The sequence below is a fragment of the Enterobacter sp. RHBSTW-00994 genome (assembly GCF_013782625.1).
GTDB lineage: Bacteria > Pseudomonadota > Gammaproteobacteria > Enterobacterales > Enterobacteriaceae > Enterobacter.
Genome location: NZ_CP056199.1, coordinates 15,141 through 40,077, shown reverse-complemented (window position 1 = coordinate 40,077; position 24,937 = coordinate 15,141). Strand labels below are relative to the sequence as shown.

The following is a 24,937-nucleotide window of genomic DNA, read 5'->3' as shown; positions in this document are numbered from 1 at the left end:
AGGGGAGTACATGGGTTCCACACGTAAAGGGATGCTGAACGTCCTGATCGCCGCCGTTTTATGGGGAAGTTCAGGGGTTTGTGCGCAGTACATCATGGAGAAAAGCCATATTTCGTCGCCTTACCTGACCATGATCCGCCTGCTGTTTACCGGCGTGATTTTGCTGACACTCTCCTTCGTTCACGGCGACAAGATTTTCTCGGTCATCAAAAACCGCAAAGATGCCATTAGCCTGCTGATTTTCTCGCTCGTCGGCGCACTGACCGTACAGCTCACCTTCCTGCTGACGATTGAAAAATCCAATGCAGCCACCGCTACCGTCCTGCAATTCCTCTCTCCGACGATTATCGTGGCGTGGTTTGCGCTGGCCCGTAAAAAACGGCCCGGCATTTTTGTACTGTCTGCAATTTTAACGTCGCTCATCGGGACATTTTTACTGGTAACCCATGGCGACCCAACCTCGCTCTCTATTTCACCAGCGGCGCTTTTCTTCGGCATTGCTTCGGCTTTTGCGGCAGCGTTTTATACCACCTACCCTTCCGCGCTGATTGCCCGCTACGGCACGCTGCCGATTGTTGGCTGGAGCATGTTGCTGGCAGGACTCATGCTCACGCCGTTCTACGCCGGACGTGGCACGACCTTTGTGATCGACGGTAGTCTGCTGCTGGCATTCTTCTATCTGGTGGTCATCGGTACTGCACTGACATTCAGTCTGTATCTGAAAGGTGCGCAGATGATTGGCGGGCCGAAGGCGAGCATTCTGAGCTGTGCCGAGCCGCTGAGTAGCGCGTTGCTGTCGGTGATTCTGCTGGGCGTGGCGTTCACCCTGCCGGACTGGCTGGGCACGCTGCTGATTGTGTCGTCAGTGGTGTTGATTTCGATGGATTCGAGAAGACGGGTTCAGACATCGGCGTAGCCTGATGCCCTCACCCCGCCCCTCTCCCACGGGAGAGGGAGAAAGCCACTACTTTGCTTTAACCTTACCCGCCACCAGCAGCGCCGTCAGCAGCATCAGCGTACCGGAAATCACCAGCGGTGACGTAAGCCCAATATGGTCTAGCGCTACACCCCCCACCGCCGCACCGCAGGTGTTCGCGAGCTGGATCACAGCCACCTGAATCGACCCGGCTTTTTCCGCCTGATCGGCAAGCGATCGGGTGATCCACGTTGACCAACCCACCGGCACAAGGGCGAACGCAAAGCCCCAGATAATCGCGATAGCGGACGCCACCCACTTATCGCTGCCCCACAGCACCAGCACCGCGGCACTGATCGCCAGCACTAACGGCGCCCCCGCCAGAGCCACTTTCAGGGAATGTTTCAGGAACTGGGATGACAACGATGTGCCGACAAAACTGGCAATACCGAAACTCAGCAGCACCAGCGTCAGGCCGTCGACATCAAAACCCGCCATGGTCATAAACACCGGGCGAATATAAGTGAAGAAGGCAAATTGCCCGGCAAAGGCCATAAAGATGGCGCTCATGCCCGCCAGTACGCCGGGACGTTTCAGCAGACTAAACATGTTCTGTTTGTGATGCGCGGCTTCTCCCGGCAGGGACGGCAGCGCTTTCCACACCCAGATAATACAGAGGAACCCCATCACCGCCGCCGCGTTAAAGACGTTACGCCAGCCTATAATCCCGCCGAGGAAACTGCCCAACGGCGCGGCAATCACCAGTGCAATAGAGACCGCGCCAAAGATGACGGACAGGGCTTTTGGTACAGTCCGCGCAGGAACGAGGCGCATGGTGAGCGACGCGGACATCGCCCAGAAGCCACCTAATCCCAGTCCCAGGCACGCCCGACCGAGCAGCAACAGCGTGAAGTTATTGGCAAAAGAGACCAGCAGGCAGGAGAGCGTCAGCAGTACGCTGAAAAGGATAACCACTTTGCGGCGATCGACAGTGCCAATCACCTGGGTAATAAACAGACTGGCAAACATCGCCACAAATGCGGTCACCGTAACGGACTGACCCGCCACACCTTCTGAAATGCCCAAATCCTGCGCCATGGGCGTCAGCAGGCTCACCGGCAGAAATTCAACGGTAATCAGGCAGGCAACGCAGAATGCCACGGAGAAAACCGCCGACCAGTTAGGGCGTGAAACCTCTTTGGTCTGCGGTCTGGTTGTGGGCTGGATATGTTCTGTCATGGCGTCACCTGAGGATAAAAACGTGCGGAAAAGTCGCGCAGTTTATCATCATAAGTGTGACGAATTTAACGTTTTGACAACTTTTCTTTCATCGCTGCATTCGCCAGCCCAACGATCCACGCCTGATGTCCGTTAATCATCGGGTTTGGCACAGTACGCGCTAATTCCTGCGCCGGAACACCTTTCTGGGATTCCTGAGTCAGGATACGCACGCGGTTACCTGGCAAATCGTCAAACAGCCAGGCGTGGATAACGTCAAGACGTGCGTTCGCATCACCTTCGACCCAGCCATGCCAGGCAATACGCGCCGCTTCACCGTCAACAGGCGGAACATATTCTGTCACCTGCGCATCAACCGGGAAGCCAAAGGTGGTGAAGCGAAAGCGAGCGTTCGCGCTCAGTTCGGGTCCGCTACCATCGTGGAAACGAATGTCTTCAGCGTTGCGGTAGTAGCCCGGCCACAAAGTGGTGTCGTTAAGCTGCGCCCACACCTCGCGGGCGGTTAGCCCTGCAACAATAATTTCGTTCGATGCAAAGTTATCGGTTGTGCCTGGCAGATAGTCATTCGGCCAGATAATGGCGGCTTGTTTCATGGTTCACCTCGTCGTGTTGTTTGATGAGGTGATGTTGCGCCCGGGAGTGGTATAAATCTAATGACGATACTTTATACCCTTCATCACGATTCGTGATATCAGTGTAAAAAGAAGACACCATCTTCAGGCAGAAAAAGTTGGTTGTAACGGAGCTGGAAGGCATTTAGCTCCTGCGGATCAGGGTCCATTTCGCGCATAAAACCGAGCGTCAGGCGGATTTGTGCATCGGTGACAGGTGCGGCGAGGCGGGCTTTACGTAACAGTCGATGCCAGGTGTGCAGATTCTCTTCACTGCCGTCGACAATACAGACCTGCCAGATCAGCAGCACCTGCGCGGCGTTTTGCAGATGGGCTTCGTCCGGACGCTCAAGGTAGCGGATAAACTCATTGCCTGGCGTTTTACCAAACTGGTCGATCATCGACTCCACCGGAACCGGGGTGATCCCCAGACGCTCGCTTAATCGTTTGATCGCCCGGCGGGAATCAGACGTCAGGATACGAAATCCGACCACGAACACCACCGCGAGGGTAGCCAGCATTATCCAGACCATGCACTCTCCTTAAATTAGCCGCTCATCATAGCGGGAAACGCAGAGCGTCGACAGCAGGCAACACCATAATAGTGAACTGAAAAAAGGTGGAATAACGACATGAAAGCCGATCTCCGCACGCTGGATCTTAACTTACTGAAAACACTGGACGCATTGCTGGATGAACGCAGCGTCACCCGCGCAGCAGCACGTCTTGCCCTGACCCAACCTGCGGTTAGCGGCATGCTTAACCGTCTGCGGGACTACTTCGACGACCCGTTGTTTATTCGTGTGCCACACGGCATTGTGCCCACCACTCGTGCGGAAGGACTGGCGGCTCCGGTAAAACGCATTCTGGCGGATATCGACCTCCTGTTGCAGCCCGTAGCATTTGATCCGCTCACGGCAAACCTGGCCTTTACTCTTGCCGCTACCGACTACGCCCTGCGCGCGGTGATTGTGCCGTTTATCGCCGCGCTTAAAGTGCAAGCCCCGCACATCCGGGTGCGCGTAGTGCCGGTAGAGCCGGAGCGCCTCGTCACCCAGCTTGAGCAGGGGAAAATCGACCTCGCCCTGCTGACGCCGCACACCACGCCCGATGAACTCCACAGCCGCGCACTTTACGATGAACGGTACGTCTGCATGATGCGCGCCGATCACCCGGACGCAGGAAAACCGCTGACGCTCGATCGCTTTTGCGCCCTGGAGCATGTGCTGGTTTCTTATGAGGGCGAGAGTTTTCACGGCGTAACTGACGACGCACTGGCCACAATTGGGCGAGCGCGGCATGTGGGACTGTCCGTAAGCAGCTTTTTAGTGCTGCCGGAGGTGCTGGCGATCAGCGATATGATTGCCGTTGTACCGGAGAGGATGGCGGAAAACCGAACGGGAATGTTTGTGTGTGACACGCCTGTTCAGGTAGCCGGATTTACCAAAAGCATGTCCTGGCACGGACGGACGCACCGTAACCCAGCGCAGGTGTGGCTAAGGGAGTTGTTGCTGGAGACGAGTGGGCGGCAGCAATAAAAAAGCCCGGCATCACGCCGGGCAAAAAGTTACCTACACACTCAGGCTGCTTTCAATCTCTGCTTCTGCGCACGGTTTTCGCGGCGGATCTTACGTTCTTCAAGCACCGCGACCATCGCCATCAGGATGATACAGCCGATGGCTGCCGCATCCAGCGCAGCAAACGTACCCGCCCAGCCAGTGAGGCCGAAAATCGGCGTGCCGTCGGCGATCATCCCCAGACCCAGCTTAGCGAAGCTGTCACCAATCAGATAAGCGAATGTCCCCTTAATCCCATCGGCTGCACCGATCGCTTTTTTCGGTACAAAGCCAACCGCCGCAACACCGATCAACAGCTGCGGGCCAAACACCAGGAAACCGAGCGCAAACAGGGACGCCAGGTAGACATACTGGTTGCTGGCATGCTGATAAATGCCCAGCGTCGCGATAATGAGTGCCAGGGCAATACAGGCCACCAGCGCACGACGACCATTGGCGAGATCAGAGAGCCAGCCCCACAGCAGCGTGCCGACCAGCGCCCCCACTTCAAACAGGGTAAAGCCCTGAATCGCCACCTCTTTAGAGAGCTTCAACTCCTGGAAGGCATACACGGTAGACCACTGGTCTATACCGATACGCACCACGTACAAGAAGATGTTTGAGAAGCAGAGCAGCCAGATAACTTTGTTTTTCAGTACGTACTCAACAAAGATCTGCCATTTGGTCATCGACTCATTTTCAGCTTCTTTATCTTCTTCGCTAATCTCTTCATCAAACAACTCTTCGGCTTTACCCAGTCCGTAAGATTCCGGGGAGTCACTGCCGAAGCGCAGGCCGATAAAGCCGACAATCAGGGCGATAATCGACGGGAAGATAAACATGCCGATCACATGGCCATCGAACAGATAGTTCGCACCAAACAGCGCCACACCCGCCGCACCTGCCCCACCGAGGTTATGGGAGATGTTCCACATGCCGAGGTAAGACCCGCGCTTACGGCGTGGCGTCCATTTGGTGATGGTAGAGTAACTGCATGACCCGCCGGTACTCTGGAAGAAACCGCTCAGGGCATAGAAAGCGATCATCATAAACAGGCTAACGGAACCCGCACCCATGCTGGCGCTGAAACCGAGCATACAGATAGCGGAGAGGATCAGCATAAACGGCAGGAATTGCTTGGTGTTTTTGCCGTCAGCATAGTAGGAAACCAGCGTTTTCCCCACACCGTAAGTGATGGAGAAGCCCAGGCCAATCATCCCCAGTTGCGTCATGCTTAACCCGTAGGTTGAGATCATGTCGTTCTGCGCGATGTTAAAGTTTTTGCGGATCAGGTACATGGTCAGGTAGCCGATGAAGACCACCAGATAGGACTGCATGAACGGTTTGAACCACATTTTGCGCCGCACATCGAGCGGCAGATCCAGGGTTGGTTTGCGCACCTGGTTGAGGAAGGCCAGCATGGTTTGCTCCTGAGCTGATTTTTATACCTGCGAATGGCAGGCATTGTAAAAATCAGCCGGGAGAGACGCCTGAGACAGCGTCCAGGTGAAACCGGGAAAATTTCTTAGTTTTTCGCCACTCGGGGCAAAAAGGTGAGGCGTATCACGCTTCGCTGGCAGCGCGCGGCGTCTGAGCGTTCAAAAACGGCAGCAGCAGCAATGCTGAAATCCCCGCCGCGATAGCAATCACCGCGAAGAACCCGCTCCAGTGCCAGATATCGATCACCCGCGCGAGCGGCCAGCCGGAAAGGGATGCCCCAAGATAAGCAAACAGCCCAACGAACCCCGTCGCTGCTCCCGCCGCCTCTTTGTGCGAGCACTCCGCCGCCGCCATACCAATCAACATCTGTGGGCCAAACACGAAGAAACCGGTGGTGAAGAAACACGCCGCCTGCATCACATAGCTGGCAAACGGCATCAGCCACAGGGAGCCGACGGAAAGCAAAATCCCGGCGGCGAAGATTAAATTCATCGGGCCTCGATTGCCGTTAAACAATTTATCCGATCCCCAGCCCGCCACCAGTGCACCGATAAACCCGCCCAGCTCAAACATGGTGACGGCTGAGTTGGCAGTCACCAGATCGACACCCAGCGTCTCAGACATATACAAATTGCCCCAGTCGTTGATCGCCGCACGCACCACGTAGACCAGCACATAGCACAGGGAGAGTAACCAGATATAGGGATTCTTCAGCACGTATTTTGTGAGAATTTCTTTGCGTGTCAGCCCTGCACCTTCCTGCTGCTGGGCGATCTCCATTTCGTCGTGTCGCCAGTCACCCACCGCAGGCAGGCCCACGGTTTGTGGTCTGTCGCGCAATCGCCAGCAGATGAAAAGCCCTGCGATAATCGCCAGCCCCCCAGCAATCATCATCCCCGCACGCCAGCCGTAGTGCAGTGCTGCCGCGCCCACCACCATCGGGATCAGCGCTCCACCGACGTTATGCGCCGTGTTCCAGACAGCCCACCATCCCCCGCGCTCGTTGCGGGAGTACCAGGTTGTGAGCAGACGAGCGCATACCGGCGCGCCCCAGCCCTGGAAAAAGGCGTTCAGCGCCCACAGCAGGGCAAACGCCCACAGTGACGTGGAAAAGCCAAACAGGATATTCACCACGCCCGTCGCAATCAGCCCCAGCCCCATAAAGTAACGCGCGTTGGAGCGGTCGCTGACGATGCCGGAGAAGAACTTCGACAGGCCGTAAGTGATGTAAAACAACGTCGCCAGCAGACCAATGTCGGTACGAACCATCACACCGCTGGCGAGGATTTCTGGTGCGGCGGCGTTGAAGCTTTTGCGGGTGAAATAGAACAGCGCGTAGCCGAGCCAAATGGTGATCAGAATATGGCGTCGCCAGTAGCGGTAACGGGCGTCGATTTCCGTTTTATCGCCAAGCGGCGCGGCATTTACGGGCGTTTTCAGAAAGGTAAACATGACGGTTCCTTATGCGTAACGCAGCGGCAAACTGACGCTGACACGCGTGCCGTGAGTACAGGAGATGGTTAACGTACCGCCGAGTGCGGTCACGCGTTCACGCATACCTGCCAGCCCAAAGCCCTGCTGACCGGAACCTGGTGGCAAACCGCAGCCATCGTCCTCAATCACCAGCCACAAACGTTCGCCCTGCTGCCAGCCCTGTAATGTGACCGCGCTGGCACTGGCGTGTTTGACGATATTGTTCAGCCCCTCCTGGCAGACGCGGAACAGCGTCACACGCTGGCCTTCACTCAACGGAGCTTCATCAATACGCCAGTCAAGGTGGCTGACAATGCCCCGGTCTTCCAGCTCCATCTCGCGCATCATCGAACGAACCGCCTGCTCCAGAGAGAGGTCGTCAAGCTGACGCGGCCGCAATCTACCCAGCAGACGACGCACTGAATCGTACACGCCAAGCGAAAGCTGCTCGATATGCGCCCCCCCCTGCTTTACCCCGGCATTGTCAGGCGCAAGACGCTGGACGATCCCCGCCTGTGTGCGGATGGCCGTAATCGTCTGGCCAATATCGTCGTGCAGTTCGCGCGCCACTTCACGCCGCACACTCTCTTCAGTTTCCAGCAGCCGCTCGGCCAGACGGCGATTCCGGGCCAGCTCTGTTTGCAGGGACTGGTTCAGCTCACGCAGACGCTGAATACCCGCCCCGAGCAGCAGCCCGGTCAGGCTTTGCGCCAGCAAAGAAAGCAGTAAATCAACGGGATGATCGTGCCAGGTCTGGCTGGCAATCAACGCGATGGCATTCATCAGGGTGGCGATAAGCGCCCCTTGCCAGCCGTAGTGCCAGGCCAGCGCAATAATCGGCAACGCCAGACAAAACGGCGTGAAGCGCGAAAGTTCAGCGGGGAGGCCAAGCTGAAGCCACAGGCTGACCACAAACAGCAGCAGATACCAGATCAGATGGCGTGCGCGCCAGTTCACAGGCTGTGAGACCAGCGCAGGCCCAAGCGGTTGCCAGACGGTACTGGTGAGGTAATGCCAGATCACCAGGCACGTTGGCGCGAGGGTTAATCCTCCGGTGAGCGTCAGTAACAGGGCATTAAGCGCGTCGGGTTTCCCCACCCACGGCAGGGACTGCAGCAGGGCGGCGGCAATCAACGCGCCTCCCTGACGCAGCAGCGTCCGCCAGTCTCGCTGGTGACGGTAACGGGAGATCAGCGCTACAGGAACCGTGGTGAGCACACCACCGATCATCAATAAAGGGAGATGGGCCAGCGCCACTTCCTGCGCCAGCCAGATGAGCATCAGCCACTCGGCCCCCAGCAGTACAGGCCAGTATCCGCGCGGGCATTGCAGCATGAGGCCCAAACGCAAACCAAACGGAAACAACAGCACCGCCAGTTCCGGACGCTCAACCAGATGCAGGCTGATGCTCCACAGGCAGAACCATGCGGCAGAGAAGATAAAAAAGCTGGCGACAACGCCAATCAGCCGGGAAAAGAAGGGACTCATTGCCAGCCATCAAACATACGGCGCGCCAGCTCGACGTCATTACTGACGCCCAGCTTTTCCAGCAGGTTGGCGCGGTGAACGTGAACCGTTTTCGGCGATAACCCCAGTTCGGCGGCGATCTCTTTTACCGCCATCCCCTGAGCCAGTTTTTCCGCCACCTGACGTTCCCGTTTGGTCAGGGGGTCCTGCCGTCCTGCAGCCAGTTTGATGGCGATGTCTGGCGTCAGATAACAGCCGCCTGTCGATACCGTTCGTACAGCGGCAATCAGCTCATCAGGGCTACAGCGTTTAGAGAGAAATCCGCGCGCACCGGCGTTGAGCGCCTGCTCCACCAGCGCCGGGCTGTCGTGAACGGAGAGCATAATGGTCGCAATGCCTTTCGGCAGTTGACCCAGCAGTTCCAGCCCGGAGAGATCCGGCATGGAAATATCACAGATGCAGACCTGTACACCTCGTCCAGGCAGACCCGCCAGCGCCTCACGGCCTGAACCAAACTCCGCCACGACCTGAAAATCAGGTTCCAGGCTCAGAAGCTGGGCAAATCCGGAGCGGACGATAAGGTGATCGTCAATAAGGGCGATGGTGGTCATGGCGCATTCCTGGCGGGGTAAAAAAACGCGCTTACCTTAACGATAAGCGCGCGAGTGTTCAAGCAATGAGCGATTTATTCAAAGAACACGGCAATTTTGTTAAACATGGTGGGATCGGACTGGTTGCGCACCACTTTCGTGACATCTTCCAGCTTGTCGATCTGCGCCATCATCTGCTCCAGACGCTGGTCGTCATTAACCAGAAGCCAGATACGGCTGTGTTCACTGCCCTGAATTGGCAGACAGAGAATGCCCTCCACGTTAAACGCGCGGCGGGCAAATAGCCCACAAACGTGAGTCATAACCCCGGGATGGTTGCGGACGGTGAGTTCCAGAATGACGTTATCATGTTGTTTCTGCATGGCTTATTCCCCCACCATTTCTGTATTAGCCGCACCCGGCGGAACCATCGGATACACCTTTTGTTCAGGATCGATACGCACGTGGATCAGCGCCGGGCCTGGGCGAGAGATCGCCTCCTGCAATGCCGCATGCGCGTCCTCTTCGGCATTCAGATCGCAAGTGTGAAGGCCAAAACCGGCGGCAATCTGCATAAAGTTGATCATGCCCGGATACGTCGCAGCAAACACGCCCTGTTTATAGAACAGGCTCTGCTGCTGGTGTACCAGCCCCAGCGCTTCGTTGTTCATCAGGATGATTTTCACGTCTAACTGGTTTTCGGCCGCGGTCGCCATTTCCTGAATATTCATCATCAGACTGCCGTCGCCGGAGAAGCAAATAACCTTACGGTCGGGGTTCGCGAGTGCAGCCCCCACCGCCGCAGGCAGGCCGAAGCCCATCGTCCCCAGACCACCGGAGGTCAGCCACTGACGCGGACGGTTCAGGGGGTACGCTTGTGCGGTCCACATCTGATGCTGGCCAACGTCAGTGGTGATAATGGCGCTGTCGTCCACGCAGGCAGCCACGGCGTTGATCAGCCCGTAATGGCTCAGCGGGTCGCCCTCCGTTGGGATCGTGCTCGGGAATTCCTGTTTCAAATCAGCCACCAGAGTCTGCCATTCTGCATGGTCTGTCGCCTCAGTTTGCGGGATCAACTGCGCCAGCACGTCGGCAACATCGCCCTGAATGGCAACATGTGGCTGCTTGATTTTCCCCAGCTCAGCACGGTCGATATCCACATGAATGATTTTGGCATTTGGGCAGAACTGCTCCGTTTTACCAATCGCCCGGTCATCAAAACGAGCGCCAAGAACAATCAATAAATCAGACTCTTGCAGAATATAATTGGTACTGCGCGCGCCATGCATTCCCAACATTCCCAATGAGAGCGGATGCGCCTTTGGCAGCATACCCAGCGCCATCAGCGTCATGGTAGTCGGCAGGTTAGCTTTTTCCGCAAACTGGCGTACCTCATCAGCGGCGTTAATTGCGCCGCCTCCCAGATAGAGCACCGGACGTTTGGCGGCGTTAATCATCGCCGCAGCATCACTCACGCTTTGCGTGCTAAATTCCGGCGTCGGTGCGCGGTCGCCCGGCTCGGGCAGCACATCGATTTCAATCTCTGCGATCTGGACATCCTTAGGAATGTCTATCCACACCGGGCCAGGACGGCCGGACTGCGCAATGCGGAATGCATCGCTGATAACCTGAGGCAGTTCAGCAATATCGCGAACTAAATAGTTATGTTTGGTGATGGGGATAGAGATGCCGTAGGTGTCTACTTCCTGGAAGGCGTCAGTACCGATCATCGATGAAGGGACCTGGCCGGTGATGCAAATCAGTGGAATGGAGTCGAGACGCGCGTCCGCGATGGCCGTCACCAGGTTGGTTGCCCCCGGCCCGCTACAGGCCATACAGACCGCCGGTTTGCCCTGCGTACGCGCCATGCCCTGGGCGATAAAAGCGGCTCCCTGCTCGTGGCGCGCCAGAACGTGACGGATTTGCGTACTTTGGCTTAATGCATCGTACAGTGGCAGCACCGTGCCGCCAGGAATACCGGAGACAATGGAGATACCCTGTCGCTCCAGCAGATGAACGATTAACTGCGCGCCAGTAAAACGCGTCTTGGTGGATGTTGTGCCCGAACTTGCCATGCTCCAGTCCTTTTCTTCTGGGCCAGCGTTACGCATCGTACTTCGCGTATCCGGGGGGCTTAAACGAAAAACCCCGCCGGTTTGCGCCGGCGGGGTTTTGGATTCGTGTGTTGATCCAGTCCCTACGGCGCATTGCCGACGACCACCACCACACGCACGACGACCACTGCGGCTGGTTGCGCAGTTTTTAGTAGGGTCGAGGCGATCATGGAAGCTGTCATTGGGGACCTGTGTTTAGAATCATTGATGGAATTTATACAAACACAGGTTTTCTGGCGTGACAATGGAAATATTTTCATACGCACAAAAATGCGCCAGCGATCACGTTTATTTTGTTGAATGCTGAAAACAAAAAACCCCGCCGAAGCGAGGTTTTTTTCAGGGTTTGCGGCTGGTAACCGCAGAACACACTGTGTTACGTCAACGCAAGAAGTATACGCGATCGGCGACGAACGCGCAATTTTAGGCACGGATTTTGACGTTTCTGAGTATGTACCCTCTGCCGACATTTGTCCACAAAATACTGTTCATGCATACAGTATTTATCTATACTGACGATGTTCGCAGTGCGCGAGGGGGCCGCTGTTTTACCGGCGCAATAAAAGTCCTGGCTGAAACGGGTGGTGCCGTCAGTGCCTTAACCCCCGAAGTGAGCACACTGTGTTACGTCAATCCAGGTGCTGGCAACAGGCGGCGGAAAGGTACGCCAGCATCGTGCTCCTTTTACCCAAAAGGAGACGCGTATGAGCGTAGTGGATACGGTCATTCTGATCCTCAAACTCATTGTTGCGGTACTGCAACTGCTTGATGCCGTCCTGAAATACCTGCGGTGATTCAGGTTCAAGTCGCACCTGAGAGGGGCGGGAAACCGCCCCTCTTTAATAACGAGGGAATGCTATGTCGCGTTTGTTAATTGAGCCCATCACACCCGATGAACCCGGCTATATCGCCTTAAAGGCTGAAAGTATTGCGTTGAATTTTAATATGTTGCGCAGGTTAGAAGATAACTGGTTGCGCGGTGAAAACCGTTTTAATGCACCTGGCGAAAAGCTGCTGGGGGCATTTCTCAACGGCAAACTGGTCGGCGTGTGCGGTCTGAACCGCGACCCTTTCAGCCAACAACCGCGCGCCGGGCGTATCCGTCATCTCTATATCAGCGAGAAATGCCGTGGCAAGGGCGTGGGGAAACAGTTGCTCTCCGTTGTCATGGCGGATGCGAGCATCTGGTTTGATTTTCTCAACACTCATGCGCCACAGGCAGCCTGGGGATTTTATCATCAGGCAGGGTTTACCCAGGTGACTGACGAACCACGGGTAACGCACCGTCTTTTTTGCGCTGTTTGACTCGCTGGCAGCTTCAGAGTGTGAATGTTACTGTTGTATGACAATCCATCACCCGATACGTTATGACCCTCTCCGTTTTTTGCGTTTTGCTGTTCGCCGCGCTGTTACATGCCAGCTGGAATGCCATCGTCAAAGCCGGAACAGACAAGCTCTACTCCGCCATTAGCGTCAGTGGTTCCGCAACATTGATCGCGATGATTTTACTGCCATTCTCGCCACAACCCGCAGCAGCCAGTTGGCCATTTCTGGTTGTCTCCTGTGCGTTACAGGTGGTGTATACGGTGCTGGTGGCAAAGACTTATCAGGTCTCGGATATGAGCCAGACCTATCCACTGATGCGCGGCACGGCTCCGCTACTGGTGGCGCTGATAAGCGTTTTGATGCTGGGAGATCCCCTTTCCTGGCTCGCCTGGTCTGGAATTGGCGTGATCTGCCTGTCGATCCTCGCTATGGCGATGAACGGCCGCATGCAGTCGCGTAAAGGGATTTGGCTGGCGCTGCTGAATGCCTGTTTCATCGCCGGATATACCCTGGTGGATGGCACTGGCGTGCGGCTCTCGGAAACGGCGCTGGGCTATACGCTGTGGACATTCTTTATGAACGGTTTTTGTCTGCTGTGCTGGGCAATGGCGGCGCGTCGTCGTGAAGCCTCAGCATATCTGCGCCTGCACTGGAAAAAGGGGCTGCTCGGTGGAATTGGAACAATGGGCTCCTACGGGCTGGCGCTATGGGCAATGACCCAGGCCCCGCTGGCAGTGGTCGCGGCGTTGCGCGAAACCTCAATCCTCTTTGGCGCACTTATCGCTTTCCTGTTGCTAAAAGAGCGGGTTGCCGGGCTACGCATTGTTGCGGCGCTGGGTATTGCAGGCGGGGCCATTCTGCTGCGCATGGCGTAGCAGAAGCTGGCAACATTAGTTGCCGATATTGTTTACAAATCCTGCCTTTTCATTTCCTTCCATTCACCACCGCAATGCTTAATTTGCCATCACACTGTGGTAGATTCCTCGCGCATTTATGGTAATGCGCAGTGACTTATTCTTTAATTCTCTCTTTTGGCAAAAGTATTCAGCGACATGAAAAAACAAAGGAACGTTAACTTATTGTTGATGCTGGTGTTACTGGTAGCCGTCGGTCAGATGGCACAAACCATCTACATTCCGGCAATTGCAGACATGGCAAAGGAACTTAATGTCCGTGAAGGTGCGGTACAGAGTGTCATGGCCGCATATCTGCTGACCTACGGTGTCTCTCAGCTTTTTTACGGCCCACTGTCCGACCGCGTGGGGCGTCGCCCGGTGATCCTGGTGGGGATGTCCATTTTTATGGTCGCCACGGTGATTGCCATTACCACTCATAGCCTGACGGTATTGATTGCCGCCAGCGCCCTCCAGGGGGTAGGAACCGGCGTCGGTGGCGTGATGGCGCGAACGCTGCCGCGCGATCTCTATCAGGGCACTCAGCTTCGCCATGCCAACAGTCTGCTCAATATGGGCATTTTGGTCAGTCCACTGCTGGCTCCGCTGATTGGCGGCCTGCTCGATACGATGTGGTCCTGGCGCGCCTGTTATGCCTTCCTGCTGGTGCTTTGCATGATCGTTACGTTCAGCATGGCTCGCTGGATGCCGGAAACCCGGCCAACCGGAGCGCCACGCACCAGGCTGTTAACCAGCTATAAAGTGCTTTTCGGCAATGGCGCATTCAACTGCTACGTACTGATGCTGGTGGGCGGCCTCGCGGGAATTGCGGTATTTGAAGCCTGCTCTGGCGTGCTGTTAGGGGCAGGGCTGGGTCTGAGCAGCATGGTCGTGAGTATCCTGTTCATTCTGCCTATTCCGGCGGCATTTTTCGGTGCATGGTTTGCCGGACGCCCCAACAAGCGGTTCTCCACGCTAATGTGGCAGTCGGTTATTAGCTGTCTGTTGGCAGGATTAATGATGTGGATCCCAGGCCTGTTTGGCGTGATGACCGTCTGGACATTGCTGATCCCGGCAGCGTTGTTTTTCTTTGGTGCAGGCATGCTATTCCCGCTTGCGACCAGCGGCGCGATGGAGCCCTTCCCGTTCCTCGCAGGCACGGCAGGGGCGTTGGTGGGCGGTTTACAGAATATCGGCTCTGGCGCACTGGCCTGGCTTTCAGCGATGCTGCCACAAACCGGACAGGCTAGCCTGGGTTTACTGATGACGCTGATGGGGCTACTGATTTTACTGTGCTGGCTGCCGCTGGCGTCGCGTGCTCCTCGCCATGAGCAGCCGGTTTAATGGCGTGATGGCCCGGCTTCTCGCCGGGTTTTTCGCATACCGGGGTCATCATCGCCTGCAGTAGCGGTTCTGGCGCAGGTCGCCAGGCCCCTTCTTCGCCATCATAAAACTGAAAATCAGCGTTAATCGCATAGGGGATTTTCGCCTTTTGCAATTCGCAGGCCATAAAACTGGCGAACGCCATCTGCGAAGCCGTTGGTGTGAACCGGTTTGATTCCCCTACCCCCCAGCCGCCAACCCAACTGACATGCCCGGTTTTTTGCTGCCAATGCAGCGCCACATTAATACGGTTGCGGATCGCCGTTTTCTCAGCGGCCGTACCGGACGTCCACGGATATTTGCCGTTATTTTTCAGCGGACCCCACGGGAAAATATGCCACTCTGCCAGCACAAAGTTTTGACTGTGCACCGGCAGCTTCAGGCTGGATAAATCTTCCGGCGCCGCACGCAAACGCGGTGCAATAAAAATCATGCGCTGCGCATCAATGCTGTGAATGACTTTTATCGTCTTCTCGTAAACACGGTTCAGCGAAGCCTGGTTGTGATTGAGTTTATCCGCAGGCTCGTAGATCAGGTCAAACCCCAGTAAAGGTGAGCTTTGACCGAAATAGTGCGCCACGGCAATCCACCAGTTGATCACCTCTTTTTCGTTGTCCGCTTTCGGGTCGTTTTTATATTCATCAGCCTGGTAGGAGATGATGGGGATCATTCCGTATTGCTCGCAGGCTTCGACCAGCTTACGCAGGTGAATCAACCGGGCTTCCGTGGGTTCATCAGCCACCCGAATACGCACATGGGTAAAACCTTTGGCGCGAAAATCGCGTACCACCAGCGGGTCGAATTCACGGATACCGCGCTCGGTGCGTGCCCAGTCAACGTCGATGCCCACGCCAAGCTGTTGCGCGTAAAGCGCAGCCGTCAGCGGTGGTTCAGCGGCAAACGCCCAACCGGATGAGATCAATAACGCAGTGACAATGAAAGGCTTTAACACGGTTTACCTTGCGAGAAATCAGAAGCAATAACCTGTATTTAGCACGCTTTTTCGCATTTCGTGTAGAGCCAAAGCGTAATAATTCTTCATTGCGCCATTTCGTTCAGCCAGCCAATAAAGGCATCGATTTTTGGCCACTGCCGCCCGGAGAGCGTCGAAACGTAATAGTGTTGATGGCATTTCAGGGTCTTCTCACCAAACGGCGCGATCAGTTCTCCTCTGTCGAGCCGTTTTTGCACCAGACGTTTGCGCCCCATCGCAACACCAACGTGATTCATCGCAGCAATAATAGCCAAATCAGAACGATCAAAGCCGATTCCCGATGATGGCGGCATGTTCGCCGCAAAATGTCGCGCCCAGCTCAACCACTCATCTGTCCCTGAATCGTTACTCCAGGCCTGCCGATCGTGCAACAACGTACAATGGCGCAGGTTGTCAGGATTCTGAAACAACGCATGCTGCCTGGCATATTCGGGCGAACATACCGGCAGGATAGCCTCGTCCATCAAAAAATAATGGGACTGTTGGTTAGGCGGGGTATCGTCGAAATAGAGCGCCAAATCGATACCCGTTCGCTGCATGTTGACGTATTCATTGCCGGTAAGAATGGTCAATGAAATCGACGGATAGCGACGGGTAAAATCCCCCAGCATCGGAACCAGCCAGCATTGGGCAATCGACGGACGAGAATAGACAGTAAGCGTGCCGGAAAGCGCCTGATTTTTGATATCAAGGATCTCCTGGTTCAGCGTATCCAGCGAGGATTTCAGGGTCCAGTAAACGCATTTCCCTTCCTGTGTCAGTTCAACCTTACGGTGAGAACGTACAAATAATTGAATACCCAGCTCCCCTTCCAGCAGGTTGATGCGATGGCTCACCGCACTGGGGCTTAGCGACAACTCTTCCGCCGCCAGCGCGAAGGACTCATGCCGGGCAGCCACCTCAAACGTGTACATTTTCGATAACTGCCAGCCATTTAACTGTCGATTTCGGTCTTCATTCGCATCATTCATCGTCGTTCTCACTCTCTTATGTCGCCCCAATGCTGCCGCTGTACCCCAATGTCAGCCCGGAGATCATCACGATTGCCATCGGTTCAGGTGCAATTGGCTGCACGATCGTCACCGATTCCCTCTTCTGGCTGGTGAAGCAATATTGCGGCGCGCCCCTGAATGAGACCTTCAAATACGACACGACGGCGACGTTTATCGCCTCGGTGCTTGCACTTGCTGGCACATTCCTGCTTTCTTTCATTATCTGAGCACGAAGAGACGTACTATGGAAAACGTAAACATCACTACTTTAACCGCACAGTTTCCTCTGGTTGAGGATCTGATCGCCCTGAAAGAAACCACCTGGTTTAACCCACGCACCACCACACTTGCAGAAGGGTTGCCGTACGTGGGACTGACCCAGGCCGACGTGAACGACGCGCATGCGCGCCTGACGCGTTTTGCTCCTTATCTGGCAAAAGCCTTCCCGGAAACGGCGGCCACAAACGGTATTATCGAATCTGAGCTGGTGGCGATCCCTGCCATGCAAAAGCGGCTGGAGAAGGAATTGAGCGCGGCGATTCCCGGCAAACTGTTGCTGAAAAAAGATAGCCATCTGCCCATTTCCGGGTCGATTAAAGCCCGTGGCGGGATTTATGAAGTTCTCACTCATGCAGAAAAACTGGCACTTAACGCGGGAATGCTGTCCCTGACGGATGATTACAGCATTTTGCTGGAACCGCGCTTCAAAGATTTCTTCCGCCAGCACAGCATTGCGGTAGGCTCAACCGGCAATCTGGGCATGTCCATCGGTATTATGAGTGCAGGCATTGGCTTTAAGGTGACGGTACATATGTCCGCCGATGCGCGTGAGTGGAAAAAAGCCAGGCTGCGCAGCCACGGTGTGACAGTCGTGGAATACGAGCAGGATTACGGCGTGGCCGTTGAACAAGGGCGTAAAGCTGCGGAAAGTGACCCAAACTGCTTCTTTATCGATGATGAAAACTCCCGCACCCTGTTTTTAGGCTATGCCGTGGCAGGCGAGCGCCTGAAAGCACAGTTTGCGCAGCAGAGTCGCGTTGTGGATGCGGACCATCCGCTGTTTGTCTATCTGCCTTGTGGCGTCGGCGGTGGTCCTGGCGGCGTGGCGTTTGGTCTGAAGCTGGCCTTCGGCGACAACGTTCACTGTTTCTTTGCCGAGCCGACCCATTCCCCTTGTATGCTGTTGGGCGTCTACACCGGCCTGCACGATGAGATTGCGGTGCAGGATTTAGGGATTGATAACGTCACGGCAGCCGATGGACTGGCTGTTGGCCGCGCATCCGGTTTTGTGGGCCGGGCGATGGAGCGCTTGCTCGATGGCTTCTACACCTTAAGCGATCAGAGCATGTATGACATGCTCGTCTGGCTGGCGCAGGAAGAGGGGATCCGCCTTGAACCCTCCGCGCTGGCGGGAATGGCCGGGCCGGTTCGCGTATCGCTGAGCAAGCAATATCCGCTGGAGAATGCAACGCATCTGGTTTGGGCGACCGGTGGCGGCATGGTTCCGGAAGATGAGATGGTGAAGTACCTGGCGAAGGGACGTTAAGCGGTTTTGCCTTATCCCTCTCCTGTGGGAGAGGGATCGATTTTTTTTACAGGCTCAGGATCTGCTGTATATGCGTGACGGAGAAGAGCAGTGACAGTGACAAGACAGCCAGCGCAATCAGGAACTTATCTCGCACCGCTTTTGGCTGTACAACCTCATCCCGCGCAACATCCATAAGATTCCGGCTACGGGTATATCGCCACAAAATAACCGCCACCAGCGCCAGCACAACAAGTGAAATCCAGAACGGGACGCCCGTCCGATGCCAGTTATGTTTTATCGCCAGCGCGATCAGTGCGCCGTAACCCAGTAGCGTCCGCAGCCAGGCAAGCGAGGTACGCTCCGGTTGTAAACCGGGATCGGCTTCACGACGTGCTTTACGGCTATCCGCCATAGAACACCAGCACCATGACAACCCCGGCCACGGTCAGCAATATCGCACTAATCATGAACAAACCGCGCGTATAGGGGAGATCCTGTTTCAGGCGCATCGCCTTTTCATTGCGCAACCAACGCAGATAGCCGTAAATCGCCAGTCCTCCCGCGAACAGGCACAACAATAGCGCCAGCACTTCACGAATTAATGGGGTGGCGAAATCCGGGGCCAGTTGATCAAGCCCAACACCAGCGGCCAGAAAGCCCAGTGCAGTGCGGATCCACGCTAAAAATGTACGTTCATTGGCCAGCGAGAAGCGGTAGTCCGGTGCTTCGCCGAGGCGGGAGATTTTCATCAAGATTCCTTGTCGTGCTGCGGCAGGCTTCAGCATAGCGTAAATCGACAAAGACAAGGAGACCGGCATCAGAGGATGCCGGTCAGGAGGGTTAATACAGTTCTGGCCAGTACGCTTTGTTGGCTTCGATCAGGTCATCAAGAATCGCTTTGGCAACCGACGCGCTTGGTACGGTTTTGGAAAGCGTAATGGCCTGCCAGAGTTTCTGATATGAACGCTGTTCCCACGCATCCACGACCAGTTTTTCAACAGCAACCTGCTGGCTCATCAACCCTTTCTGGAAGTGCGGAATGTCGCCCACGGTTAACGGCTCCGGCCCGTTATGGCCCACCAGACACGGAATTTCGACCATCGCATCCGCATCAAAGTTATGAATTGCGCCATTATTCGGCACAATCAGCAACATACGTTCCTGGGTGTTAAAGGCAATTGCTGTTGCCAGATCGACGATGTACGACGCATGTTCGTCGATTTCCAGCTCACCTGCTGAAGATTTACCGGCCTCGATAATCGCCCGACAAGAGCTGAACACATGTTTCTCACGGTGATCCATCACTTCGTTGGCACGGGTGCGTTCCGGGTTGGAATGCGCCACCACATAGTCCGGGAAGAAGTAATATTTCAGGTAAGTGTTTGGCATGGTATCTGGATCAAGCGCCTGGACGTCCTTTGCTTTGGCAAACGTATCGTTCCAGCTTGCTTCGGTATGCGCATCGTCAGAAGGCGGAACATAGCCATTTTTAGCCACATACTCACGCAGTTTCGGCATCAAATCGTTACCGTTCAGATCTTCAATCGATGTCCACCAGCCGAAGTGATTCAGGCCGTAGTAACGCACACGCATCTCTTTACGATCTTTGAGGCCAACAATCTGCGCCATGCGCCCTTCAATGCCGATGGGCATATCGCAGATGTTGAGGATTTTGGCGTTTGGACGCAGGCGACGGGTCGCTTCCGCCACAATCGCCGCCGGGTTGGAGTAGTTCAGCATCCACGCATTCGGGGAGTATTGTTCCATATAATCCACCAGCTCCAGCACGCCACCAATCGAGCGCATCCCGTAGGAGATCCCGCCAGGACCACAGGTTTCCTGGCCCAGTACGCCATGACGAAGTGGGATTTTCTCGTCTTTTTCACGCATCGGATATTTGCCGACACGAATATGCGCCATCACGAAATCCACATCGCTAAAGGCCGCTTTCGGATCGGTGGTGTAGCTAAACTCAATATCCGGTGCCTGCTCCTTGAGGATAATTTTGCACGCTTCTGCGATGGTTTCCTGACGTGCGCCATCGTTGTCATAGAACTTCAGCGTGCGCAGTGGGAAGCGGTCGCGGTTAGCTAACAACATCAGGACGATACCTGGCGTAAAGGTACTGCCGCCGCCTGCAATGACAACTGAGAATTTTTTCATGATATAGCCTCTGTCAGGGTGGTTTGTTCATTCGTTAAAGGAGTTTTCATTAGCGATTCAAGCTGGTCCCGCACCTGAGGAACGTGCAGACCGACAATCACCTGAATGCCGTTGCCGCGCCGCACTACACCGTGTGCGCCCAGGGCTTTAAAGACGTCGTCGCTTTGAGTTTGTGCCATATCGACCAGGGCGATACGTAAGCGGGTGGCGCAGTTGTTGATACTTTCGATATTGGCGGCTCCGCCGAGCGCCGCTAAGAAACCGGCAGCCTGACTCACCTTCTGGCTCGCCGCCGCTGGCGCAGTAGTTTGCCCACGGGCAGCCTGATAATCGGCTTTGCTGTAGAGCTTGATTTCACTCTCTTCGCGGCCTGGGGTTTTGAGGTTTAGGCGTTCGATCAGCGTTTTGAAAACCACGAAGTAGATGCCGGTGAAACAGACACCAATGCCGATTTGGGTGAACATCATCGAGGCATGGTTATGGAACATCGGGATCCAGTTTTGCGGCAGGAACTGGTCCAGCAGACCGCCGCCCATGTTGCCCACAACACCAAAGACATACATCACCGTCGCCATCGTGGCGGCCAGTACGGCGTGCACAGCAAACAGCAGTGGCGAGATGAACAGGAAGGTGAACTCCAGCGGCTCGGTGATCCCCACCAGCATGGCGGTGAGCGTGGCCGGGATCAGCAGACCCGCAACTTTGACGCGGTTTTCCGGTGATGCGGTGTACCAGAGCGCCAGCGCAATGCCGACAGAACCAAACACTTTCGAGTTACCGTGCAGCGCGAATCCACCTTCCGGGAAAAGGGTTTTCAGCGGCAACGTACTCTGGCTGAATTCCTGTAAGTGCTGCGCCCAGTAAACCTGAATACCGCCCTCCACGGCTGCCGGGCCGAAGATAAACGGACCGTAGACGAAGTGATGCAACCCTGTTGGGATCAGAATGCGTTCCAGGAAGGTATAAACCCATACTCCCAGTGCCCCGGCAGAACGTAAGAATGCCTGCAAGGATTCAATACCCATCTGCACTTTCGGCCAGCCCAACAGCGTTAGCCAGGCGCAGGGGATCATGACGAAAAACGCGAGAATGACGACAAAAGAGGTTCCCTGGAATATCCCCAGGAAAACGGGCAGGGGTTTTTCGAAATAGCGGTTGTGGATGGCGGTGACGATACCCGAAATCACAATCGCCCCAATAATGCTGGTATCCAGTGTTTTGATACCGGCAATCATTGCCAGCCCGCTTCCCGCTGTCGGTTCAGCTGAAAAGTCGACGCCGAAGAAGTGACCCCAGGTCATCCCCATCGCGTTTATAAAGTAGTTCCAGGTCAGAAAACTGATCAGCACCGCAAGACAAGCCCGGCCCTGCGCCTGTTTTGCAAGGCCGATAGGTAAACCGACGGCAAAAATCAGCGGCATGTTGCGAAAGACCGCCCAGCCGCCTTCTTCAATAATATGAACAATTTGCGCGAATAAATTATCTGGCGCGGTTAAAGCTTCACCCACAAAAAGCGGGTTGCGCAGCATGATAGCGATCCCCACCACGATCCCGGCGAAGGGGAATAACAGCACTGGGGTAAACATGGCGCCGCCAAAACGTTGTATTTGACTGAGCATTTTCAAATCCTCATGTAACAACCTGTAGGGGTTAGAGGCCTTTATGGTTTTTTACTGGCCTGAAATGAGCATAAGAATTTCCCGAATAACGCACATGACATGCCGCTACGATTCGTGATCGCTTTCATGGTTTTAATTTGTGCAATCAGGTCTACTTTTTGCAGTAAATATGGACATCTAAAGACCGTATTCACGCCCTGATATTCACAGAGAGGTCTACAGGTGATCTACAAATCCATTGCTGACAGATTGCGGTTGCGGCTCAATTCTTCTGATTACACTGTCGGTAGCCCACTGCCGGGAGAGAAAGCACTGGCGAAAGAATTTGGTGTGGCGAGGATGACGGTCCGTAAAGCGCTCGATTTGCTGGTGGGTTGGGGTCTTGTCGAACGTCGTCACGGCAGCGGGACGTTTGTTTCACGCAAAGACGTTCACCATGAAACCACCAATCTGACCGGGCTGGTGGAAGTGCTCCGTCAACAAGGCAAAGAGGTGCAGAGCCAGGTCTTACAGTTTGAAGTGATGCCTGCTCCGCCCGCCATCGCCAGCCAGCTGCGTATTCAGATAGATGAGCGGATCTACTTTTCGCGCCGGGTACGTTATGTGGAGGGAAAACCATTGATGCTGGAAGACAGCTTTATGCCTGTGAAGCTGTTTCGCAACCTCTCACTGGTACATCTTGAAGGGTCGAAGTTTGATTATATTGAGAAAGAGTGTGGGATAACCATCAGCGGTAACTACGAAAGCCTGACGCCTGTTCTGGCAGACAAACAGCTGGCGCATTATCTGAACGTCCCGGAACAAACGCCGCTGCTGCGTATTACATCCCTTTCCTACAGCGACAGCGGCGAATTCCTTAATTATTCCGTGATGTTCCGCAACACCAGCGATTACCAGGTGGACTACCACTTACGGCGCATTCACCCGGAGGCGTTACTAACCCAGCCCCCAGAAGATCACCGCCAGTAGCTGCGGCGTGATAATGCGTAAGAACATAACCAGCGGATAAACCGTGGCATACGAGAGCGCTGCCGCGCCGCTGGTGGCATGCAGGTTATTAGCAAACGCCAGTGCCGGAGGATCGGTCATCGACCCCGCCAGCATGCCGCAGAGCGTGAGATAGTTCATTTTGGTGAAGATACGCGCCAGAATGCCCACCGTGAGCAAAGGAATGGCGGTAATAAAAATCCCGTACCCTACCCAGCTCATCCCTTCACCCTGGAGCAAGGTATCGACAAAATCGCCGCCCGATTTTAAGCCGACAACGGCCAGGAACAGCACAATCCCCAGCTCCCGCAGCGCCAGATTTGCACTTGGCGGCATAAACCAGTACAGCTTACCGATGCAACCGATACGCCCCAGGATCAGCGCCATAATCAGTGGGCCACCCGCCAGCCCCAGTTTAAGCGCTACCGGGAATCCGGGCACATACAGCGGAATGGAGCCCAACAGTACACCCAACCCGATCCCGATAAACACCGGTAACATCTGTACCTGCTGCAGTTTTTGCTGCGCATTCCCCACCATATCCGCCACCGCATCTATTGATGCTGGCCGCCCCACCAGATTGAGGATATCCCCGAACTGCAGGCTGGCTTCCGGGCTGGCAACCAGCTCGATACCTGCGCGGTTAAGCCTGGAGATCACCACGTCATAACGCTCTTTTACCTGCAGATCACGTATTTTTTTCCCTAAAACCTGCTCATTTGTCACCACCACCCTTTCCACGCGCATGTCTGTTCCACGTGTAGAAAGCGAGGTTTCAACCTCCTGGCCAATCACCAGACGCGCGTTGTGCAGATCGCCGGGCTGCCCAACAAGATGCAAGAGATCTCCCAGCTGAATCACCGTCCCCGGCGAAGGAACCATCAGCATTTCGTCACGCTTAAGCCGCGAACAAATGATGTTAACGCTGTTCAGGATCGGCACATCCTGTATCGCCATATTGTTCAGGTTAGGGTTATCGACCCGAATATTGATGGTTTTGATAAGGGCATGCCCGTTGGTTAACGTGGACTCATGATCCTGCGCTTCCTTCTCAACGTTGATGCGAAACAGCACGCGTACCAGCCACATTGAGAGCAGAATGCCGCAAATACCAAATGGATAAGCCATGGCGTAGCTCATCCCCATTTGGTCAACGATGTCAGGTGAGATCCCCAGGTCACGCAAGATTTGCTGCCCTGCCCCCAGCGCGGGTGTGTTGGTGACTGCACCGGAGAAAATCCCCAGTACCACAGGCAGTGGAATGCTGAATAGTTTATGCAGGATGGCTGTCACCAGTCCGCCCATCACCACAATGCTGAGAGCAAAGAGGTTTAACCGCAGCCCGGAGACGCGAAGTGAGGCAAAAAATCCCGGTCCCACCTGGATGCCGATGGTGTAAACAAAGAGGATCAGACCGAATTCCTGGATGAAGTGCAACATCTCAGCGCTGAGCACCAGCCCAAGCTGGTCAGCAAAATGACCGACAAAGATCCCCCCGAATAGCACCCCGCCAATCCCAAACCCGACTCCACGGATTTTGACGTTACCAATCCATAGCCCGATCACCGCCACCAGGGCTAACACGCTAACCGTTAACGCGATATCACTCATGATCCACTTCCTGTGCATAACCTTAGTTATGACAG

25 protein-coding genes and 1 pseudogene are annotated in these 24,937 nt (G+C 55.2%); 9 read left to right on the top strand and 17 right to left on the bottom strand.

The genetic code is table 11. From position 1 onward, the window contains the following. Positions 1 to 10 precede the first annotated feature (10 nt). Complete coding sequence (locus HV346_RS00200; RefSeq protein ID WP_181621648.1) at positions 11 to 916, top strand: DMT family transporter; 906 nt, start codon at positions 11 to 13, stop codon at positions 914 to 916. Between the two features lie 48 nt (positions 917 to 964). Here the strand turns inward: HV346_RS00200 and nepI are convergent, their stop codons facing one another. The 3 genes from nepI to HV346_RS00185 all read right to left on the bottom strand — a co-directional run bounded on the left by nepI (position 965) and on the right by HV346_RS00185 (position 3,299). Then, positions 965 to 2,155 (bottom strand): purine ribonucleoside efflux pump NepI, encoded by a 1,191-nt coding sequence (nepI, locus tag HV346_RS00195; protein WP_181621647.1) that lies wholly within the window; start codon positions 2,153 to 2,155, stop codon positions 965 to 967. Positions 2,156 to 2,220: 65 nt separating this feature from the next. After that, positions 2,221 to 2,748, bottom strand: coding sequence for an SRPBCC domain-containing protein (locus HV346_RS00190; RefSeq protein ID WP_181621646.1), 528 nt, complete (start codon positions 2,746 to 2,748; stop codon positions 2,221 to 2,223). Between the two features lie 98 nt (positions 2,749 to 2,846). Beyond that, positions 2,847 to 3,299 carry a DUF1198 domain-containing protein gene (locus HV346_RS00185; protein ID WP_181621645.1) on the bottom strand — a complete coding sequence of 151 codons (453 nt, stop codon included), beginning with the start codon at positions 3,297 to 3,299 and terminating at the stop codon, positions 2,847 to 2,849. Positions 3,300 to 3,398: 99 nt separating this feature from the next. Here HV346_RS00185 and HV346_RS00180 point away from each other — a divergent pair, with 99 nt between their 5' ends. After that, complete coding sequence (locus HV346_RS00180; protein WP_181621644.1) at positions 3,399 to 4,304, top strand: LysR family transcriptional regulator; 906 nt, start codon at positions 3,399 to 3,401, stop codon at positions 4,302 to 4,304. 41 nt (positions 4,305 to 4,345) lie between these two features. On the opposite strand, the gene uhpT is transcribed toward HV346_RS00180, so the two are convergent. The 7 genes from uhpT to ivbL all read right to left on the bottom strand — a co-directional run bounded on the left by uhpT (position 4,346) and on the right by ivbL (position 11,588). Beyond that, positions 4,346 to 5,743, bottom strand: a complete 1,398-nt coding sequence (gene uhpT, locus HV346_RS00175; RefSeq protein ID WP_181621643.1) for a hexose-6-phosphate:phosphate antiporter — start codon at positions 5,741 to 5,743, stop codon at positions 4,346 to 4,348. A 142-nt stretch (positions 5,744 to 5,885) separates the two neighbouring features. Continuing rightward, a complete protein-coding gene (locus HV346_RS00170; protein ID WP_181621642.1) occupies positions 5,886 to 7,214 on the bottom strand; it encodes an MFS transporter in 1,329 nt (442 codons plus the stop codon). Between the two features lie 9 nt (positions 7,215 to 7,223). Continuing rightward, a complete protein-coding gene (gene uhpB, locus HV346_RS00165) occupies positions 7,224 to 8,723 on the bottom strand; it encodes a signal transduction histidine-protein kinase/phosphatase UhpB (RefSeq protein WP_181621641.1) in 1,500 nt (499 codons plus the stop codon). Then, positions 8,720 to 9,313: a transcriptional regulator UhpA gene (gene uhpA / locus HV346_RS00160; RefSeq protein WP_181621640.1), complete on the bottom strand. Its 594-nt coding sequence runs from the start codon at positions 9,311 to 9,313 to the stop codon at positions 8,720 to 8,722. Before uhpA ends, uhpB begins: the two co-directional genes overlap by 4 nt. Positions 9,314 to 9,387: 74 nt before the next feature. Continuing rightward, on the bottom strand, positions 9,388 to 9,675 hold the full coding sequence (gene ilvN, locus HV346_RS00155) for an acetolactate synthase small subunit (protein WP_181621639.1): 288 nt from the start codon (positions 9,673 to 9,675) through the stop codon (positions 9,388 to 9,390). Between the two features lie 3 nt (positions 9,676 to 9,678). After that, entirely contained in the window at positions 9,679 to 11,367 is a 1,689-nt protein-coding gene (ilvB, locus tag HV346_RS00150) for an acetolactate synthase large subunit (protein WP_181621638.1), read from the bottom strand. A 122-nt stretch (positions 11,368 to 11,489) separates the two neighbouring features. Next, positions 11,490 to 11,588 carry an ilvB operon leader peptide IvbL gene (gene ivbL / locus HV346_RS00145; RefSeq protein ID WP_181621637.1) on the bottom strand — a complete coding sequence of 33 codons (99 nt, stop codon included), beginning with the start codon at positions 11,586 to 11,588 and terminating at the stop codon, positions 11,490 to 11,492. Between the two features lie 522 nt (positions 11,589 to 12,110). Here ivbL and tisB point away from each other — a divergent pair. The 4 genes from tisB (at position 12,111) to emrD (ending at position 14,969) form a co-directional block, all read left to right on the top strand. Next, the gene (gene tisB / locus HV346_RS00140; protein ID WP_181621636.1) at positions 12,111 to 12,200 is read left to right on the top strand and encodes a type I toxin-antitoxin system toxin TisB; all 90 of its coding nucleotides are present in this window, start codon (positions 12,111 to 12,113) and stop codon (positions 12,198 to 12,200) included. A gap of 64 nt (positions 12,201 to 12,264) precedes the next feature. Beyond that, a complete protein-coding gene (locus HV346_RS00135) occupies positions 12,265 to 12,711 on the top strand; it encodes a GNAT family N-acetyltransferase (RefSeq protein ID WP_181621635.1) in 447 nt (148 codons plus the stop codon). A gap of 62 nt (positions 12,712 to 12,773) precedes the next feature. Further along, a complete protein-coding gene (locus HV346_RS00130; protein WP_181621634.1) occupies positions 12,774 to 13,607 on the top strand; it encodes an EamA family transporter in 834 nt (277 codons plus the stop codon). 177 nt (positions 13,608 to 13,784) lie between these two features. Next, positions 13,785 to 14,969, top strand: a complete 1,185-nt coding sequence (gene emrD / locus HV346_RS00125) for a multidrug efflux MFS transporter EmrD (RefSeq protein ID WP_181621633.1) — start codon at positions 13,785 to 13,787, stop codon at positions 14,967 to 14,969. Here the strand turns inward: emrD and HV346_RS00120 are convergent. Beyond that, entirely contained in the window at positions 14,872 to 15,960 is a 1,089-nt protein-coding gene (locus HV346_RS00120) for a cellulase family glycosylhydrolase (RefSeq protein WP_181621632.1), read from the bottom strand. The two genes, emrD and HV346_RS00120, sit on opposite strands and share 98 nt — an antisense overlap. Positions 15,961 to 16,046: 86 nt before the next feature. After that, positions 16,047 to 16,973, bottom strand: a complete 927-nt coding sequence (gene dsdC, locus HV346_RS00115) for a DNA-binding transcriptional regulator DsdC (protein ID WP_181621631.1) — start codon at positions 16,971 to 16,973, stop codon at positions 16,047 to 16,049. Positions 16,974 to 16,993: 20 nt separating this feature from the next. Between dsdC and HV346_RS00110 the strand changes: the two are divergent. Then, positions 16,994 to 17,221: pseudogene (locus HV346_RS00110) on the top strand (DsdX permease); the annotation flags it as partial. A gap of 17 nt (positions 17,222 to 17,238) precedes the next feature. Beyond that, a complete protein-coding gene (dsdA, locus tag HV346_RS00105; protein WP_181621630.1) occupies positions 17,239 to 18,540 on the top strand; it encodes a D-serine ammonia-lyase in 1,302 nt (433 codons plus the stop codon). Between the two features lie 46 nt (positions 18,541 to 18,586). On the opposite strand, the gene HV346_RS00100 is transcribed toward dsdA, so the two are convergent. The 4 genes from HV346_RS00100 to HV346_RS00085 form a co-directional block, all read right to left on the bottom strand. Then, positions 18,587 to 18,934 (bottom strand): DUF202 domain-containing protein, encoded by a 348-nt coding sequence (locus tag HV346_RS00100; protein WP_181621629.1) that lies wholly within the window; start codon positions 18,932 to 18,934, stop codon positions 18,587 to 18,589. After that, positions 18,924 to 19,271 (bottom strand): YidH family protein, encoded by a 348-nt coding sequence (locus tag HV346_RS00095; RefSeq protein WP_181621628.1) that lies wholly within the window; start codon positions 19,269 to 19,271, stop codon positions 18,924 to 18,926. Before HV346_RS00095 ends, HV346_RS00100 begins: the two co-directional genes overlap by 11 nt. 91 nt (positions 19,272 to 19,362) lie before the next feature. Then, complete coding sequence (locus HV346_RS00090) at positions 19,363 to 20,685, bottom strand: 6-phospho-alpha-glucosidase (protein ID WP_181621627.1); 1,323 nt, start codon at positions 20,683 to 20,685, stop codon at positions 19,363 to 19,365. Further along, a complete protein-coding gene (locus HV346_RS00085; protein WP_181621626.1) occupies positions 20,682 to 22,304 on the bottom strand; it encodes an alpha-glucoside-specific PTS transporter subunit IIBC in 1,623 nt (540 codons plus the stop codon). Before HV346_RS00085 ends, HV346_RS00090 begins: the two co-directional genes overlap by 4 nt. A gap of 222 nt (positions 22,305 to 22,526) precedes the next feature. Between HV346_RS00085 and HV346_RS00080 the strand changes: the two genes are divergently transcribed. Next, entirely contained in the window at positions 22,527 to 23,273 is a 747-nt protein-coding gene (locus tag HV346_RS00080; protein WP_181621625.1) for a GntR family transcriptional regulator, read from the top strand. Here HV346_RS00080 and HV346_RS00075 read toward each other — a convergent pair. Next, positions 23,241 to 24,902, bottom strand: coding sequence for a putative transporter (locus HV346_RS00075; protein WP_181621624.1), 1,662 nt, complete (start codon positions 24,900 to 24,902; stop codon positions 23,241 to 23,243). The two genes, HV346_RS00080 and HV346_RS00075, sit on opposite strands and share 33 nt — an antisense overlap. Positions 24,903 to 24,937: the final 35 nt, after the last annotated feature.